A 15,934-nucleotide genomic window follows, 5' to 3' on the forward strand; every position below is an offset into this window, starting at 1 on the left:
TTAGTATAAACATTTTCGACGGCGCGATAAAGAACGCTCGCCTATTTACAAAACGATACGTTCAGTATATATTTATCACATCCAATATCTAAACGCTTCGTTCAGTAATTAGACAGAGGAAAAAGAGAGGATGTGCACGCATGAAGAATGCGAAGAATACGGAACAATTACGGCGCGGACACGAAAACCGGCTATCCGCCGGCTTGATGGTTCTGCTGGCGGCGGCATGCGGCATGGTCGCGGCGAACCTCTATTATTCGCAAACGCTGGTCGGTCCGATCGGCGAAGCGCTCGGCATGCCGTCCGGAGCCGCGGGGCTTATTGTAACCATTACGCAGATCGGTTATGTCGTCGGCCTGCTCTTCGTCGTCCCGCTCAGCGACATGCTCCCGAATCGCCGGCTGATCGTCTCGCTGCTCGGGTTTCTCGTCGTCTCGCTCGCCGCGGCGTCCTTCGCCGCCGGTTCGTTCCTGTTTTTGGCGGCATCGCTCGCGATCGGGCTCGGGGCCGTCGTCGCGCAAATTCTGGTGCCATTCGCCGCGTATCTGTCCGCGGAGGAGCAGCGGGGCCGCGCGGTGGGCAACGTCATGAGCGGCCTGCTGCTCGGCATCATGCTGGCCCGGCCCGCCGCGAGCCTGATCGCCGGCCTCTGGGGGTGGCAGGCGATCTACGTCCTGTCGGCCGGGCTGATGGCGCTGCTCGCCATCGTGCTGGGACGTCTGCTGCCCGAACGGCGGCCGGCGAAGAGCCTGAGCTACGGGCAGCTAACGGCTTCGCTCCTCGCGCTGTTCCGCGGCACGCCGCCGCTGCGGCGCCGCGCGTTCTACCAGGCCAGCCTGTTCGGGGCGTTCAGCCTGTTCTGGACGACGGTGCCGCTGCGGCTCGCGGACGAATACGGCCTGTCCCAGCAAGGCATCGCGCTCTTCGCGCTCGTCGGCGTGGCGGGCGCCGCGGCGGCACCGATCGCGGGACGATTGGCGGATCGCGGCCGTTCCCGGGCGCTGACGCTCGGCGCGATCGCGACCGCCGTCCTGTCCTTCGCGGCGGCCGCCCTCGTTCACGGCCGGTCGCACGCGTCGCTCGCGCTGCTGCTGCTCGCCGCCATCGCGCTCGATATGGCCGTCTCCGGCAATTTGGTGGTCGGACAGCGGGCGATCTACGCGCTGGGCCATGAAACGCGCGGCAGGCTGAACGGCCTGTTCATGGCGATCTTCTTCCTCGGAGGCGCCGCGGGATCGTTCCTCGGCGGATGGACGTACGCCCACGGCGGCTGGGCGGCGGCCGCTTGGATCGGCGCTCTGCTGCCGTTCCTCGCGCTCGTCTATTTTATGACCGAATCCAGGCCGGCGGCTTAAGCAGGCGCCGCGCCGGTCTCGTCCCGCCAGGCGTCTTCGCACGGCTTGGCGCCGTCAAGCGTCCTTGGGGAACGAGACCGTGAACGTCGTGCCGCCGCTGCCGCTTTCGGCCTTGATATGCGCGCCGTGGCGCCGGATGATTTCGTAACAGATCGACAAGCCGAGTCCGGTGCCGCTGCCTTTCGTAGTGAAGAAGGGGATGCCGAGCCGCTCGAGCACGTCAGGCGGCATGCCTTCTCCTTCGTCCCTCACCGTAAAGCCGACCGCATGCGAATCTTCGAACAGCCCGACGCGGATTTCGCCTCCGGGCGGGGACGCCTCCAGGCCGTTTCGGACCAGGTTGATCAGCACCTGCTGCATCTCCCTCGCGTTCATGTCGACCGGAGGCACCGCTGCCGGTTCGAAGGTCACCTTCTTGCCCGTCATCAGCGCGTCCGCTTCAAGCAGCGGCATGACGGCGTTGAAGGCTTCGAGCAGTCCGGTCCTTTCGCGATGGTCGGCGGCCGGGGACTTCGACAAGGACAGGAAATTGCCGATCATGGCGTTCGCGCGGTCCAATTCGCCGACGATGAGCTCGTAATGCGCGCTAAGCTGTCCGGTCGGCTGGAGCTGATGCATCAGCTGGAGGAAGCCTCGCACGGTCGCGATCGGATTCCTCACCTCATGGCTGATGCTCGCCGCCATCTGCGCGATCAGGTTCAGCCGGTCGAGCCGTTCCAGCTCGATCCGCAGCTTCGCCTGCTCTTCTTTCCGTTCCGCGGCCAGATTCTCGAAGAACTCCTTGTCCGCCTGCATCCGGCGTTCCTGAAGCACGAAATCCGTGATGTCCTCCGAGACCGCGAGCACGCCGAGCGCGTCGCCTTCGCCGTTCAGGATCGGCGTCGCGTTCCAGACCGAGATCATCCGGTGGCCGTCCTCCCAGACGAATTCCAGCACCTCGTCGAGCACGTCCACCTTCCGGCGGCCCGAACGCTGCATCGGCATTTCGCCGGCCGACAGCTCGATCCGGTTCCGGTACACGGTTACCTTCGGGGGATGGACGGAGGAATGGGAAAAGTCTCCGCCCGACGATACCCGCAGCATCCGGGAGGCTTTCCGGTTATGCAGGATTATCTTGCAGAGCGGATCGGTCGCGATGGATACGCCTCCGGGAGATTCATTGAAGATATCCCAATACTTGGACGGTATATTGAAAGCATCAGCCTGACCATCGGCGGGTTGCCGTGCCATAACCTCGAATCCCTCCTGCTAGCGTCTTAAGCGTCGGTTCGCGAGTTCCTGGAGCGAATGCGAGCATGATTAGTCATTTCCATGTTTCCCGCGCTTACACCTTCATGCCGCCCGTAAAATCCTAAAAAAATGGAATCCTAGGCGATGATGTCACCATCCGGCGACCACTTCCGGCATTCGGCCCGTCCCCGGCAAGGCGATTGGCTCGCTTCTGCGCGCATGCGGGCTTTCACGCTCATGCGTTCAACGCAAAAAAGCCGCCATGCGGCGGCTTGTCTGAACGGCTTCGATTGTCTTGTTTGCGTATCTTACAGCCAGCGCTTTAGCCTAAGTAGACGCCGATCGCGACATCGGCGCCGAAGCCGAGCGACCGGTACACGCCTTCCCCCATCCTGCTCGATTGCAGCACGGCAAGCCGCGCGCCGGCGGCTTGTCCTTCGCGCAGGGCATGCGCCGTCAGCGCGGTTCCGAGGCCTCTGCGCCGATAGCCGTCCAACGTGGCTACGTTGTAGATGCCGATCGTCTCCCCGTCCCGGAACGCGGTCGCCGCCGCGGCGGGCCGGCCGTCCGCGAAGCCGACGTAATGCCGGAACGCGGGATGCCGGCCCATGGCGGCCGCTTCGTTGATCCGTACGAGCACGTCCGCGGCTTCACCATGGAATCCGAACCTATCCGGCACGATTTCCCGGAACCACGCCATCTCCGCACGCGTGCGGATCGGCCGGACCGTAAAGCCGGGAATCGCCGGGCCTTCGTACGTCCAGCCGGCCAAGGACAGCGACATGCCGGATACCTCGTCGACCTTGTCCAGTCCATGGGCCGCCAAGGCCTCCGCCAAGCTCGCGGCGCCCGGTTCGTGCGGCCAGGTCAGCCATGTGAACGGAACCTTGCGCGCCCGATAACGCTTCGCGAAGCGTCCGACATCGTCCAGAACGTCTTCGGGCGAGGTCCCTGAATAAGCAAGGACGCGGTTGTATACGGGATGCGGCAGATCGGATTCGTGGCGGATCGCCCTTGGCGTTCGCTCGAAAACGATCCGCGGACAGACGCCGCTCATGCGTTCCCGCATGGCGACCATGTTTTGCTTGATGCGTTCTTGGATGCTCGTCATGCTTAACCTCGCTTTTATGGGATCGCGTCCGCCTCCTTCCCCGGATGTGCCGGCGGCGACGCGCGCAGTCTACGTCAGTCCTCGTTCCGTTCGCGAATGTGCTTGATGAACGCGTTAATGTCGAGGACGTGCTTATGCTTGGATTTGAAGCCGATCAGCAGCTCGTTGCGGACGAGCATATGCTCGAACAACGTCCGCCACCTCCGCTCCGCCGCGCCGGGCTGCTTGAGCAGATAGGTCGGAAGCAGGCTCACCCCAGCGCCTTCCGCGACCGCCCGCAAGATCAAATGCAGGCTCGGAATGACGTGCACCGGGTTAATGACCGGCCCCGTATTGAAGAACTCCTTCCAATACCTGCGGATGATCGGCAGCTCGAGGCCGTAGCTGATCCATCGCTGCTCCGTCAGCCACCGTTCCATCTCTTCCGTCCGCGCGAATTCCGGTACCGCCGTGTCCGGCGGCGCCACGAGCACGAAGCGTTCTTCCATCAGCCGCACGTATTCGATGCCGGGGGTCGCAAGCTTCTTGTCCGTAATGACGATATCCACGCGGTCTTCTTTGAGGAGCTCCAGCAAGTGATCGGCATCCCCGAAGTACGTGACGGTATTCCATTCCATCCCCGACAAATGCGCCATCACGCTCTCGGTAAACAGCTCGTGCGTCGTTCCGATTTTGATCGTCTTCATGGCCGGGGACAAATGCGATTTCAATTCCATCGTCTTCTCTTCCAAGGACTCGATATGAGGCGCGAGATGCGCGTACAGCTGCTTGCCCCGTTCGGTCGGAACCAGCTTGCGCGTCGTTCGCGCGAACAGCCGTTCGCCGACCTCGGCTTCCAGGGACGCGAGGTGCTGGCTCAGCGCCGGCTGCGTCATGATCCGGGTCTTCGCGGCTTCCGACACCGAATTGTGCTTATAAATGGCGATGAAGCTTCGGTACCATTCGAAATCGACCATAGCGGCTCCTTCCTTCTTGGATCGCAGACCCACTCTCCTGATTGTAAAGTTTGCTCACATCGACAACAAATTACGAAATAAAGGACCGCCTATAAATTCATTTATCAAAACGCGGCAAGCCTTCTCGATGCACCTTACCGTACCATCGCGAAGCGGCGGATTGTACTACCGTTCTGTTGGGTGGGCCATAACCCGCCGTTATGGGGAGCGGCCGCCTGAAGAGGCGCGAACGCAAAACGGGCAAAAGAAAAACCTTGAAGGACGATCCTTCAAGGTTCGGTGTCTGCCGCCGTTCAAGCCTGCGGAAGCACATAATTCGGGCGCACGTACAGTCGCGTAAATCCCGCCCGGTGGTAGTTGCCGTACGACTTGTTCTTGCGTTCTTCGCCTTCGGACGGTTGTCCGGTCTCGGCGGTGAAGCCGGACACGCCGGCCGCGATGCCGTCCGCGATCCGCCGCTCGATCAGCGCGTTCTGCGCCCCGCGGCCGCGGTACTCGGCCAACGTCGCATCGACGCCGAGCCACGCCCAGCCGCCGTCGATGAACATCGCTCCGCATGCGACGGGCACGCCGCCGTCGTACGCCGCGTAGACGTTCCATTTCGGTCGTCCGACCAAGGCGGACTGCCAGTCGGCGACCGCCGCGGGCAGCCCGAATCCGGCTTGCACGACTTGGCCGAAGTGTGCGGCGTCCTCCGGACGAACGAGCTTCACCTCAAGCGCCGTCGGAATCGGATGGCCCTCCGCGGGACTCGCGTCCCGGTAATATTTCGCCCAGCCGTTGCCGGTACGCCTATAACCGCGGGCTTCCAACGACTGCGGCAGCCCTTCCGGGCGCGCGGTCGGCGCGAGCTGCAGGGCATGAGACGGAACGGCGTGCTCCTTCATCCAGGCGATGGCCCGCTCCAGCTCGTCTTCGCTTGCGGGCTCGTCGATGCCTAAGCCGAGCACCCGATTGAACTCCGCGATCGGCGTCCCGCGGTCCGCGAGGCCGATGGCCGTTCCCAATCGCCGGAAAGCGATATTCGTGCGTTGGACGATCGCGGCGGGAGCGGCGGCGTACATGTCGAACCACGCCTCGCGTTCGACTTGTTCGATCGCAAGATGGACATCCCGGACAAAGCCGGTATTCTTCATGGGTATCTCTCCTTTTGCGTCTATGGACTGGCCTGCTGCGGATGCCGGATCCGCACGTTGCTTAGTGTAAGGGTCCGTCGCCTCGACAACAAATCACAAAATAACGGAGCGGCTATAAATTAATTTATGCGTGTCCCGCAAGCGGCCCGGCCCTTCGGGTCGGTCTACTGCCCCTCGGGCGCGAGCGTCCGGCCCCTGGCCATGCTGACGAGCAATAAGAGCAGCGGAAGCGCGACGATGAAGATCGGGAAAATATACGGGATCCACACGAAGGTCGCATAATCCAAGATGCCGATGACATTCGCGGGAACCAGGGAAATCGCGAAGATCGCGGCCGCCACGAATCCGATCATGATCCGCCAGTTCTTCACGCCGAACAACTGCGCGGTTCCGTAGCTGTTGATGAACAAGTAGATGGCCAGCTTCACGAATACGCTGAAAATCCAGATGAACATGATCCATACGTCCATATTTTGAATGAATTCCAGATAATTGATAAAGCGAACCATGCTGAAATACGGAAAGACCAGGGTGGATCCGATGTTCGTTCCGAAGGTCATGATCACCATGACGGACGTGACGACGGCGATCAGCGACGGCACGCAGATCGCGAGCAGCGTCGGCTTCAGCATCTTCTTGGAATTGGCGATGAAGGGCGTCAGCATCATGATCATCATGGATTCCCCGAGGAACGACGCGTTCACCAGCGAGCCTTTCAGAATGGACAGCGCCCCGGAGTCCGCATAGACGGGCAGCAGCAGATCGACGTGCAAATTGGTGACGTTCAAGCTAAACGTCACCAGGATGCCCGCCAGGAGCAGCGGACCGGCCATCTCGCTGAAACGGGCGATCGCTTCGACGCTGCCGGCGTAATTGATGTACGTCATGGCGGCGACCATGAGAAACGCGATGAGCCAAATCGGCGTGTCGTGAAAGAGATACTGCTTAATGAACAAGGAGAAGATCCGCAGGATATCCGCGGAGACCGAAAACCAGACCGCGATGTACAGCGCGCCGATCAGCCAGCCGATCCACTTCCCGACGAGCTTCTGCGCGAACTCCACCAGCGTCAGCGAATCATGCCGCTGACTGACCAGGATCAGGACCAGCGTCACGAACAGTCCGATGACGCCGGCCACCGCCAGCGAAATCCAGGCGTCCTGCCTGGCCGTCTCGATCGTCGGCGCCACGGTCAGCCAGATGCTCATCGAAATTTCCAGGGTCGTAAACATCCAAAACAACTGCCAAGGCGAAATCTTCATGCGCGGTCTCCTATTCCCGGGATGCGCTTGCCGATCCCGCCCGTGTTCTGGATTTTCAGTTTGACCGTGACCGACACCTCGACGGTCGGAAACAATTGGTCCCACTTGCCCCGGAGCTTCTTCCACTCGTACGGATGCTCGCGGTGAAGTTCTTCGCCGATGCCGAACACGTCCTGCCCGTACTGGAGCTGCACCTTCTTGATCGTGGCTTCGACCTGCTTGGCTTTGATGGCGTTCAGCTTGCGTTCCAGCGGAATCCGCTCGGAGGAAGCGGAGATGTCGATATTCGTGTTGTTTTCGAGCACCCTTCCGGTCCCCTCCAGCTTCACGAAGGCTTTCAGCCGGTTGCCGTCGATTCGGGTGCGGATGGTTTTTTTCAAGTTGGATTCGTACAGCGAGACGGTGCCTCCCCCCGTTTCCTCCGTCAGAAATTGATTTTTGAGCACCCCCTTGACCCAAAACAATTCCAGGGATTCGCGGCCGCTCACTTCGCCGACCATCTGCAGCTGCCGGTTGAAGATCGCGACGGACTTCACTTCGATGATTTCGTTCTTCTCTTGCCCGTTCTTCGGCGAGATCTCCACCATCGGCATGGAGGGCCGGACGCCGTCCCGCCCGACGTCCAGCAGCACGTCTCTCAAGGCGGTATCGCCCAGACGGCAAAACCGGTCTTGATCGACGGCCACGATCGCCGAGAACTGATTGAACGGACTGTTGATCTCGAGCACGTCCCGTCCCTCGCCGTTGTTCACGACGAAGATATCCGTCCGCATCCGCGTATCGGTATTGCGCGTGAATTGATCCATCACGTCGATGATGCCCTTGCGCGCGAGCCGCTCGCCGATGAAGATGGACCGGCGATGGCCGAGGAAAATTCTCCGGGGCAGCTTGTCCTGCACCTGCTGCTCCAAGTCGACGATCGAGGAACCGGACGCCGAGATGACGATGTTGGCCCGCTGTCCGCTGCCCGCGCCTTCGGTCGTGCTCTTGAACCCGGCCGGCACGGCGATCTGCGCGCTTTTCTTCAGTTTCCCGTCCTCCGACAAGTCCAGCCCCGTGCCGATCCAGAACGCGTAATCGTTGATTTCGTTCCGGTCCCAGCAGCCGGAGAGACAGAGCATGACCAACAAGCAGCCTGCCGCGCGTAGACATTTCATGGCTTTTTGGGCGCCGGCACGAAGCGTTTGTTCATGCGCACCAGCGAGTCCTTCCATAGGTTTTTCCCGATCGGCGCGACGGGCTTTAAGTACGGCATGCCGAACGACTTGAGCGTGACCAGATGAATCATGATGAACATGATGCCGATCGCCACGCCGTACAGACCCAGGAAGCCGCCCGCGACCAGCAGCGGAAACCGCAGGATGCGAAACGGCAGCGCCAGGCTGTAGCTGGGGAACGCGAACGACGCGATGCCCGTGCCGGCCACGATCATGACGATCGGGGCGGAGATGAAGCCCGCTTGAACGGCCGCCTCCCCGATCACCAGCGCGCCGACGATGCTCACGGCCGAACCGATCGCCTTGGGCAGGCGAAGTCCCGCTTCCCGCAGCCCCTCGAACATCAGCTCCATGAGCAGCGTTTCGATGACGGTCGGGAACGGAATCCCTTCCCGGGAGGCCGAGATGCTCAGCATCAACGCCAGCGGGATCATCTGCGGATGGAACGTCGTCAGCGCGACGTAGATGGAAGGCAGCAAACAGGACAGTATGGCGAGCAGCAGCCGCAGCATCCGGACGGCCGAGACGTAGATGAAGCGCTCGTAATGGTCTTCCGCCGCTTGAAGGCCCGCCCAGAAGGTCATGGGCAGCAGCAGCGCATTGGGGGAGCCGTCGACGATGATGGCGATCCGGCCCGCCAGCAAGCTCGCGGAGACGGTGTCCGGGCGTTCCGTGTTCTGGATCTGAGGGAACAGGGACAGCCTGCGGTCTTCGATGTATTCTTCGATATATCCGGAATCCAGCAGCTGATTCGTATGTATCGTCTGAAGCCTGCGCCTTACCTCCTGAAGCAGCCCGGGCTTGACCACGTCTTCGATATAGGCGACGACGAACTCCGTATTGGTCAGTTCGCCCGCTTGATGCCGCTCGAACTTCAAGCTCGGGTGGCTGATTTTGCGCCGAATCAGGCTGAGGTTCGTCTTGAGGTCCTCGGTAAAACCTTCGCGCGGCCCGCGAATGGCGGCTTCATTGGAAGGTTCGGCGATGGCGCGCTGCTTGAACGCGGTCAGCTCCGCCAGATAGGCCACCGGCCGGCCGTCCAAAAAAATGGCGGTGCAGCCTTTCAACACTTTGGCGACGACCTCCGACAAGCGCGTGACGCTCTCGTACTGCGTCATCCGATCGAAATCGCGGCTAAGCATGCAGGTCGATATGATCTGCTCCAATTTAGTCGAATCCGTCAGCTCGTCGATATAGACGAGCAGCAGCTCGGCGCGATCCGGGAGCTTCAGCGGCCTGAACACGATGTCCGCGCAATGCTGAAAAACGCGCCGCAGCGCATCGTGATTGATCCCGACGCGCTCGTCCACATTCAAAGGAAGGCTCGATTCCATGCTGTTTACCACCTTATGCCAACATCTCTGTCCTTAACTTGTTCGGATTGCCCCCCCTTTATACCCTTTCGCCGCGCCGCCGGGCGCGACGTCCGGCGCGCCCGCGACGGGCGGCCGCCCCACCCTGTCAAGCCCGGTTGGCCTGCCCCGCGAATGCAAACAAAAAGACAGCTCCGTCCACGATGACGGCTGCTGCCTGAGAGGCGATTCATGAATTTACGCGCGGACGGGGCATGGGAATCACGGGTTGAACATAAAGCTCAGCAGCCGCTTGCTTACGGCTTCGTCGCGCGTGATGACCGAGATTTGGCGGTACGATTCGAAATCCTGAATGGGGATCGCTTTTATCGTCGGCTTCATCTGGCTGATGAAGATGGCGGGCAGAATGGAGATGCCCAGATTGGCATGGATGAAGCCAAGGATGCTTTGGCCCAGCTCGATTTCGAGCGCGACGTTCAGCTGCTCGCCTCTTGCGGCGAACGCCTCGTCGACCAGCATTCGCACGTCGCAGCCGTCCGGCAGCATGACGAAGGTTTCCTGCTTGATCTCGTCGAACGATACTTCGTCTCTGCTCCCGTACAAGGGATGATGGTTGTTCACGAACAGATAGAACGGCTCCGTAAACGCGGGGGTCGAATGATACGCGTGCTTCACGCCCCGGTCGTCGAAAAAAGCGGCGTCGAGAATGCCGTTATCCAGATGCGTCAGAAAATCATGAAAGCAATAAAAAACGCGGATTTTGATCTCCAGCTTCGTGGTCGCCTGCCGGTTGCCGGCAATGCGGGCGGGCAGAAATATCGTGGCGACGCTCGGCCAGGAACCGATCGTGAGGTCGACCTTGCCCTCGTCCTGCATGAGCGCGATCTCCCGCTTCATCGCGTTCACTTCGTTCGCGATGACCTTGCTTCGTTCAAGCAGAATCCGGCCGGCGGGCGTCAGCGCCACGCCCACGGACGAACGCGTCAACAGCTGCGCCCCGAGCTCCGTCTCCAAGTTGCGGATTTGCTTGCTCAGCGCAGGCTGGCTGATATGCAGGGATTCGCTGGCTTTCGTCAAGCTCTTCGTCTCCGCCGTTTGCCGAAAAGCCTCCAGCCATTCCATCCTCATGTGCATTCCTCCTAACTTTGCGTTATTCCCCACCAAACAGAGCGGTAGTACAATCCGCGGATTCGGAGTGTTACAGTATGGCTGCGGCAGGACGCGCTGCTTGACGCCGCGCGCCGAAAACTTATTTTCGAGGAGGCGCATAACGGTGACAACGCAGCCGAGGAAGATATTCGCCGGTCCGGGTATCGCGCATGAATATTAGGCTTCCCCGCGAAGGTCCGCCTATGCGTTCGAGCCCGTATCCGCGGCCGTCTCCATGGAAATGAAAGAGGAGAGCTTCATGGAAACCATTACGATCGTCGCCCTGCTGAAGGGTCGGGAAGGATATGCGGCACAGCTTCGGGAGGTCTTGCTCAAGCTCGCGGCAAGCTCGCGCTCCGAAGAAGGCTGCTTGACGTATGTGCTGCACGAAAGCCGGTCCTGTCCGGAACAGTTCGTGTTATATGAGGTATGGAAGAACGAAGCGGCGCTTGCCGGGCATCTCGACGCTTCGCATTATCGGGCCTACCGCCGGGCCGCGAAGACATTCATCGATCGCCGGGACGTGTACCGTTTAAATACGCTATCCAACTAACCATCCAGGAGGACACCGCCATGACAACGATGACCGCGACAACGATAACCCCGACCGAACTCACGCCCGTCCAACAAATCATGAAACGCTGGAAAATGAACCGCAACGCCCTGCTCGAGCTCGTCGCGCTGCTGCCGGAATCGGGCGGGGGCTGGCGCCCATGGGAGGGAGGCATGACGACCATCGAGCTGGTCCACCATCTCGCCGCGACGCCGGACTTCTTCTTCTCCGCCATCGAAGAACGCGAGATGCTCGTCCCGCCCGTGCCGCCGACGCTGGCCGAAACGCGCGAGCTGCTGCTGCGGCTGACGGCCGAACACGAACAAAAGCTTGCCTCTTACGCGGAATCCGAGCTGCGGGAGCCGGCGACGATCGCACTGTTGAACGTCACCGAGCCGATCGCGGAAATTCTCCACCGCCTGATCGGCCACGAGGCCCATCATAAAGGCCAGCTCTTCGTCTATGCCCGCATGCTCGGCGTAACGCCGCCGTTTTACGTGGACGTCACGGTATAACCGTCCATCGCGATCGAACAACCCATTGAATCCGACGACAAAAAGACCGGCGCAGACCGGTCTTTTTGCCGTTTTCTCGTTTTTCCCTCCGGCGCGCGTCCCGATGCTATCGGCCTATTTAATAGAAGACACGCGCATTACTTCCGTTGCTATAATCATGTTTTGTTTAGGATAAATGGCTTATTTCCTCTACTATCCTCCTTTAATTGGATAAAAGTATTCTAAAATTTTCGAGATTCATAAAATTATTGATGAAATGGCTTGTATTTCATGATTTGTATGAAATGAATTCTGCACCTACAATTCATTCGAAGGCCGCAACTCTTTCATTCTACGCGATTTGGAGGTTATCACATGCTCGCCGGAATTAAATCCGCATTCAACAATAACTATGTCTCGGCCGAAGATCAGGGCGCTCGTCCGCTCATTGCCAATCGAACGGCGGCGAAGGGCTGGGAAACCTTCGATGTCGTGACCAACGCCGACGGTACGATCTCCTTCCTCTCCGCCGCCAATCGCAAATACGTGACCGCCGATTTGAATGATCATACGAAGCTGATCGCGAGAGCCGCCACGATTCAAGCGTGGGAGAAATTCAGACGCATCGACCGCGGCAACGGCAAGTTCGCGCTGCAAGCCGTGGCCAACGATCTATTCGTATGCGCCGATATGAATCTGGGCGGCGTTCTGTACGCGAATCGGCCCGCGGCGTCGGGCTGGGAAGAATTCACGATTACCGCGCTATCGAGTCCGAATCCGGGCACGCCCGACTCGCAGCCTTCAACCGGATTCGTCGTAACCGAGCAGCAGTTCAACCAAATCTTCCCGTCCCGGAACCGTTTCTACACCTACGCCGGCCTGGTTGCCGCCACGGCCGCCTACCCCGCCTTCGCCAAAACGGGCGGCCATGCGGTCGAACGTCAGGAAGCCGCGGCGTTCCTGGCCAATATCCATCATGAAACGGGCGGCCTGTATCACATCGTCGAGGCGAACAAAGCCAACTATAACCACTATTTCGACTATAACAGCAAATACAAGGTCGTTCCCGGCAAGCAATATTACGGTCGCGGGCCGCTGCAGATCAGCTGGAACTACAATTACGGCGCCGCCGGCGAAGCGCTCGGTCTTCCCCTGCTTTCCAATCCGGACCTCGTCGCGCAGGACCCTGCCGTTGCGATGAAAACCGCGCTGTGGTTCTGGAACACGCAGACGGGCGCCGGCACGATGACCTGCCATCAGGCCATGGTTCAATCGAAAGGCTTCGGCGAAACCATCCGGACCATTAACGGCGCATTGGAGTGCAACCGCGGCGGCGGCGGCGCGGTGCCGAACCGCGTGGAGCAATACAAGAAGATTTGCGCCATGCTCGGCGTCGATCCTGGCGGTCATCTATCCTGCTGACGCGCGGCCGGCACGAGGCATAACGCACACGAATACGTCTTGCCCAAACGGCAAGAGAAAGAGGTTCTACAATGGCGCAATCATGGCGCAGCTCCTTATATCCCGAGCATTGGACGCCGGGGTATAAAGACGCCCAGGGAAGCTTTCTTCACGATTTTTCGTACGCGGGCTATTGGCGGGGCGAAAAGGAAATTCCGTCCACGCCGCCCGGCTCCGTCTATAACGTCGTGACCCAATACGGAGCGGACGCCGGCGGCAACGCGGATTCGACGGCGGCCATCCAGAACGCGATCAACGCGGCCGGCGCCGCGGGAGGCGGCGTCGTCTACTTGCCAGCGGGCACGTACCGCGTTCGTCCGCAAGGAACGAGCTCCAGCGCGCTGTGGATCAAGACGAACAACGTCGTGCTGCGGGGAGCCGGCAAAACCGCCACGTTCCTTTACAACGACGCGCCGAACATGCGCGAAAAATCGGTCATTCGCGTAGCGCCGGACCGTTCCGCCGACTGGCTGACGCCGGTAAGCGCGCCGACGCCGATCCGAGGCGACGTCAACCCTTTGGCGACCGTGATTCCGGTCGGCAGCGTCAGCGGTTACGCCGCGAATGATTTTATCGTCCTGCATGCCGACGCGACGGATGGGTTTATCGCCGAACACGGGATGTCGGGCAAGTGGAACGCCGCCACCGTCAAAGGACCGGCGTTTTGCCGGAAAATCACGGCCATCGACGCGGCGGCCAACACGCTGACGGTCGATATTCCGATCCGCTATCCGCTGAAGACGAGAGACAAGGCGCGGATCTACAAAACGGGAGAGATGCTGTCGGAAGTCGGGATCGAGCAATTGTCCATCGGCATGAAGCAGCATCCGGGTTCAAGCTGGGGGGATCTGGATTACAAGAAGCCCGGAACCGCGGCCTATGACGTGCACGCTTCGAAAGCGATCGGTTTCTCGAACGTCAAGAACGGCTGGATCGATCGGGTGGACAGCTTCAAGCCTTCGTCCAACGCGAGCGACGTGCATCTGCTCTCTCATGGGATCGTTTTGTACCAGTCCCGCACGGTAACGGTCCAGAACACGCATATGCAGAAGCCGCAGTATAGAGGAGAAGGCGGCAACGGCTACCTCTACTTGATGCAGGGCGAAGATAATTTGGTGCGGCATGCCGCGGCTACGCTGGGAAGACATAGCTTTACGTTCCAATACATGTGGACCAGCGGCAATGTCATTTACGACAGCACGTCGAATAAACCGCGTCTGGCTACCGACTTCCATATGTATTTGAGCATGGCGAACCTGCTCGACAATATGACCATGAACGGCGATTTTATCGAAGCGGTCTACCGGCCTTACGGAACCGTGGAGCATGGTTGGACCACCTCGCAGTCGGTCGTCTGGAATACGAACGGCGTCGCGTATGCTCCCGGGCAGTCGGCGATCGTGAAATCCAGACAATTCGGCCGCGGCTACGTAATCGGCACGCGCGGCGCGGCAGGCAAGGTCGAGTACGAGGTGCCGTCCGCGGACCGTTCGGCGCCGCAGGACGTCGTCGAGGGCGTCGGTATGGGAGCCGATCTGACTCCGCAGTCGCTGTACATGGACCAGAAGCGGATAAGAAACGGCGGCGCGACCGTCGTGACCTATGCGCCGATTCCCGGCAGAGTCGAAGCCGAACAATACAGCGCCATGAGCGGCATTCAGACCGAGAACGCGAAGGATGCCGGCGGCGGATTGAACGTCGGCTGGATCGAAGCGGGCGATTGGATGGACTACGCCGTGAATGTCGCCGCCGCGGGGACGTATAAGGTCGAGCTGCGGGTAGCGAGTCAAGCCGATACCGGATCTCTGCAGTTGAGGATTGGCGATACCGCGGTGAGCACGATTGCCGTGCCGAATACCGGAGGCTGGCAGGAATGGCAGACGGTGAGCGGCGAAGCGACTCTCGGCGCGGGCCGGAATACGCTGCGCGTCTATGCTGCCGGGGCGGGCTTCAACTTGAATTGGCTGCAATTCACGGAACAACAGCCCGCCAACGAGCAGCCTCCCGCGCAACAACCTCCCGCCCAACAGCCTGTTACGCAGCAGCCTCCGGCGAATCTGTTAAAGAACCCCGGATTCGAAACGGGGAATCTGGAGGGTTGGACGGAGTGGCATGGCGCCTCCGGCTTGGCGTGCAAAGCGGATGCCGACAAACCGCGCACGGGCGGCTATAAACTGACGCATTGGCTGGCCGGAGCGTATCAGCAGCTGACGTCCCAGTCGCTGGCCGTGCCGAACGGCGTCTATACCGTCAGCGTCTGGGCCAGATCGGGCGGCGGACAGAAGGCGCTTCATCTCTATGCGAAGAATTACGGAGCAGCGGAAGTTCAGGCGGTGATCGGAAGCCAGCCCGTCGCCGATTACGCGAAATACGCGATCGATAACGTCCGCGTTACGAACGGCCGCATCGAGATCGGCGTCTGGAGCGACGCGAACGCGGGCAATTGGGCGGCGTTCGACGACTTTGAGCTGATCCGATACTAAATCGCCTTACTCGAACTCGCGGAGCACCCCCTCCCCTCCCTCACCGGAACGCAAAAAGAGCCACCCGCGCAATGCTCGCGGATGGCTCTTTTCTTCATCTTCGTATGAAGCAGCAGCAGCCAGGGACGAAAAACACCTGTGCTCCGTGCGCGAATAAGTCCATCGCGCGCTCTCTCTTAGCCACCGTCAAGAAGTTGGAGATTGATGCCGGGTG

At 60.4% G+C, this 15,934-nt stretch carries 13 protein-coding genes; 5 read left to right on the forward strand and 8 right to left on the reverse strand.

The genetic code is table 11. The annotated features are described in order from the left end of the window. Positions 1–140: 140 nt before the first annotated feature. Positions 141–1,355: an MFS transporter gene (locus I8J29_RS14405; protein WP_208848271.1), complete on the forward strand. Its 1,215-nt coding sequence runs from the start codon at positions 141–143 to the stop codon at positions 1,353–1,355. A gap of 54 nt (positions 1,356–1,409) precedes the next feature. Here I8J29_RS14405 and I8J29_RS14410 read toward each other — a convergent pair whose 3' ends face one another. The 8 genes from I8J29_RS14410 to I8J29_RS14445 form a co-directional block, all read right to left on the reverse strand. Beyond that, positions 1,410–2,585 carry a sensor histidine kinase gene (locus I8J29_RS14410; RefSeq protein ID WP_208848272.1) on the reverse strand — a complete coding sequence of 392 codons (1,176 nt, stop codon included), beginning with the start codon at positions 2,583–2,585 and terminating at the stop codon, positions 1,410–1,412. 322 nt (positions 2,586–2,907) lie between these two features. Then, positions 2,908–3,696, reverse strand: a complete 789-nt coding sequence (locus I8J29_RS14415) for a GNAT family N-acetyltransferase (RefSeq protein ID WP_208848273.1) — start codon at positions 3,694–3,696, stop codon at positions 2,908–2,910. A gap of 74 nt (positions 3,697–3,770) precedes the next feature. After that, positions 3,771–4,652, reverse strand: a complete 882-nt coding sequence (locus I8J29_RS14420; protein WP_208848274.1) for a LysR family transcriptional regulator — start codon at positions 4,650–4,652, stop codon at positions 3,771–3,773. A 293-nt stretch (positions 4,653–4,945) separates the two neighbouring features. Further along, positions 4,946–5,788 (reverse strand): GNAT family N-acetyltransferase, encoded by an 843-nt coding sequence (locus tag I8J29_RS14425; protein WP_208848275.1) that lies wholly within the window; start codon positions 5,786–5,788, stop codon positions 4,946–4,948. 164 nt (positions 5,789–5,952) lie between these two features. Continuing rightward, positions 5,953–7,050, reverse strand: coding sequence for a GerAB/ArcD/ProY family transporter (locus I8J29_RS14430; protein WP_208848276.1), 1,098 nt, complete (start codon positions 7,048–7,050; stop codon positions 5,953–5,955). Next, positions 7,047–8,207 (reverse strand): Ger(x)C family spore germination protein, encoded by a 1,161-nt coding sequence (locus tag I8J29_RS14435; protein WP_208848277.1) that lies wholly within the window; start codon positions 8,205–8,207, stop codon positions 7,047–7,049. The genes I8J29_RS14430 and I8J29_RS14435 overlap by 4 nt, the downstream gene beginning before the upstream one ends. Then, on the reverse strand, positions 8,204–9,601 hold the full coding sequence (locus tag I8J29_RS14440) for a spore germination protein (protein WP_208848278.1): 1,398 nt from the start codon (positions 9,599–9,601) through the stop codon (positions 8,204–8,206). The genes I8J29_RS14435 and I8J29_RS14440 overlap by 4 nt, the downstream gene beginning before the upstream one ends. 240 nt (positions 9,602–9,841) lie before the next feature. Then, a complete protein-coding gene (locus I8J29_RS14445; RefSeq protein ID WP_208848279.1) occupies positions 9,842–10,708 on the reverse strand; it encodes a LysR family transcriptional regulator in 867 nt (288 codons plus the stop codon). Positions 10,709–10,988: 280 nt separating this feature from the next. On the opposite strand from I8J29_RS14445, the gene I8J29_RS14450 reads away from it, so the two are divergent. The 4 genes from I8J29_RS14450 to I8J29_RS14465 all read left to right on the forward strand — a co-directional run bounded on the left by I8J29_RS14450 (position 10,989) and on the right by I8J29_RS14465 (position 15,720). Then, positions 10,989–11,282 carry a putative quinol monooxygenase gene (locus tag I8J29_RS14450; protein ID WP_208848280.1) on the forward strand — a complete coding sequence of 98 codons (294 nt, stop codon included), beginning with the start codon at positions 10,989–10,991 and terminating at the stop codon, positions 11,280–11,282. A 20-nt stretch (positions 11,283–11,302) separates the two neighbouring features. Then, positions 11,303–11,797, forward strand: a complete 495-nt coding sequence (locus I8J29_RS14455) for a DinB family protein (RefSeq protein ID WP_240546188.1) — start codon at positions 11,303–11,305, stop codon at positions 11,795–11,797. Positions 11,798–12,151: 354 nt separating this feature from the next. Continuing rightward, the gene (locus I8J29_RS14460) at positions 12,152–13,198 is read left to right on the forward strand and encodes a glycoside hydrolase family 19 protein (RefSeq protein WP_208848281.1); all 1,047 of its coding nucleotides are present in this window, start codon (positions 12,152–12,154) and stop codon (positions 13,196–13,198) included. Positions 13,199–13,269: 71 nt separating this feature from the next. Then, complete coding sequence (locus I8J29_RS14465; protein WP_208848282.1) at positions 13,270–15,720, forward strand: carbohydrate-binding protein; 2,451 nt, start codon at positions 13,270–13,272, stop codon at positions 15,718–15,720. Positions 15,721–15,934 lie beyond the last annotated feature (214 nt).

Source organism: Paenibacillus artemisiicola (assembly GCF_017652985.1).
GTDB lineage: Bacteria > Bacillota > Bacilli > Paenibacillales > Paenibacillaceae > Paenibacillus_Z > Paenibacillus_Z artemisiicola.

Bases quoted from the DNA above. Each gene is read 5' to 3' on its own strand.
- I8J29_RS14405 (WP_208848271.1), top strand. From the start codon at position 141: ATGAAGAATGCGAAGAATACGGAACAATTACGGCGCGGACACGAAAAC.
- I8J29_RS14410 (WP_208848272.1), bottom strand. From the start codon at position 2,585: ATGGCACGGCAACCCGCCGATGGTCAGGCTGATGCTTTCAATATACCG.
- I8J29_RS14415 (WP_208848273.1), bottom strand. From the start codon at position 3,696: ATGACGAGCATCCAAGAACGCATCAAGCAAAACATGGTCGCCATGCGG.
- I8J29_RS14420 (WP_208848274.1), bottom strand. From the start codon at position 4,652: ATGGTCGATTTCGAATGGTACCGAAGCTTCATCGCCATTTATAAGCAC.
- I8J29_RS14425 (WP_208848275.1), bottom strand. From the start codon at position 5,788: ATGAAGAATACCGGCTTTGTCCGGGATGTCCATCTTGCGATCGAACAA.
- I8J29_RS14430 (WP_208848276.1), bottom strand. From the start codon at position 7,050: ATGAAGATTTCGCCTTGGCAGTTGTTTTGGATGTTTACGACCCTGGAA.
- I8J29_RS14435 (WP_208848277.1), bottom strand. From the start codon at position 8,207: ATGAAATGTCTACGCGCGGCAGGCTGCTTGTTGGTCATGCTCTGTCTC.
- I8J29_RS14440 (WP_208848278.1), bottom strand. From the start codon at position 9,601: ATGGAATCGAGCCTTCCTTTGAATGTGGACGAGCGCGTCGGGATCAAT.
- I8J29_RS14445 (WP_208848279.1), bottom strand. From the start codon at position 10,708: ATGAGGATGGAATGGCTGGAGGCTTTTCGGCAAACGGCGGAGACGAAG.
- I8J29_RS14450 (WP_208848280.1), top strand. From the start codon at position 10,989: ATGGAAACCATTACGATCGTCGCCCTGCTGAAGGGTCGGGAAGGATAT.
- I8J29_RS14455 (WP_240546188.1), top strand. From the start codon at position 11,303: ATGACAACGATGACCGCGACAACGATAACCCCGACCGAACTCACGCCC.
- I8J29_RS14460 (WP_208848281.1), top strand. From the start codon at position 12,152: ATGCTCGCCGGAATTAAATCCGCATTCAACAATAACTATGTCTCGGCC.
- I8J29_RS14465 (WP_208848282.1), top strand. From the start codon at position 13,270: ATGGCGCAATCATGGCGCAGCTCCTTATATCCCGAGCATTGGACGCCG.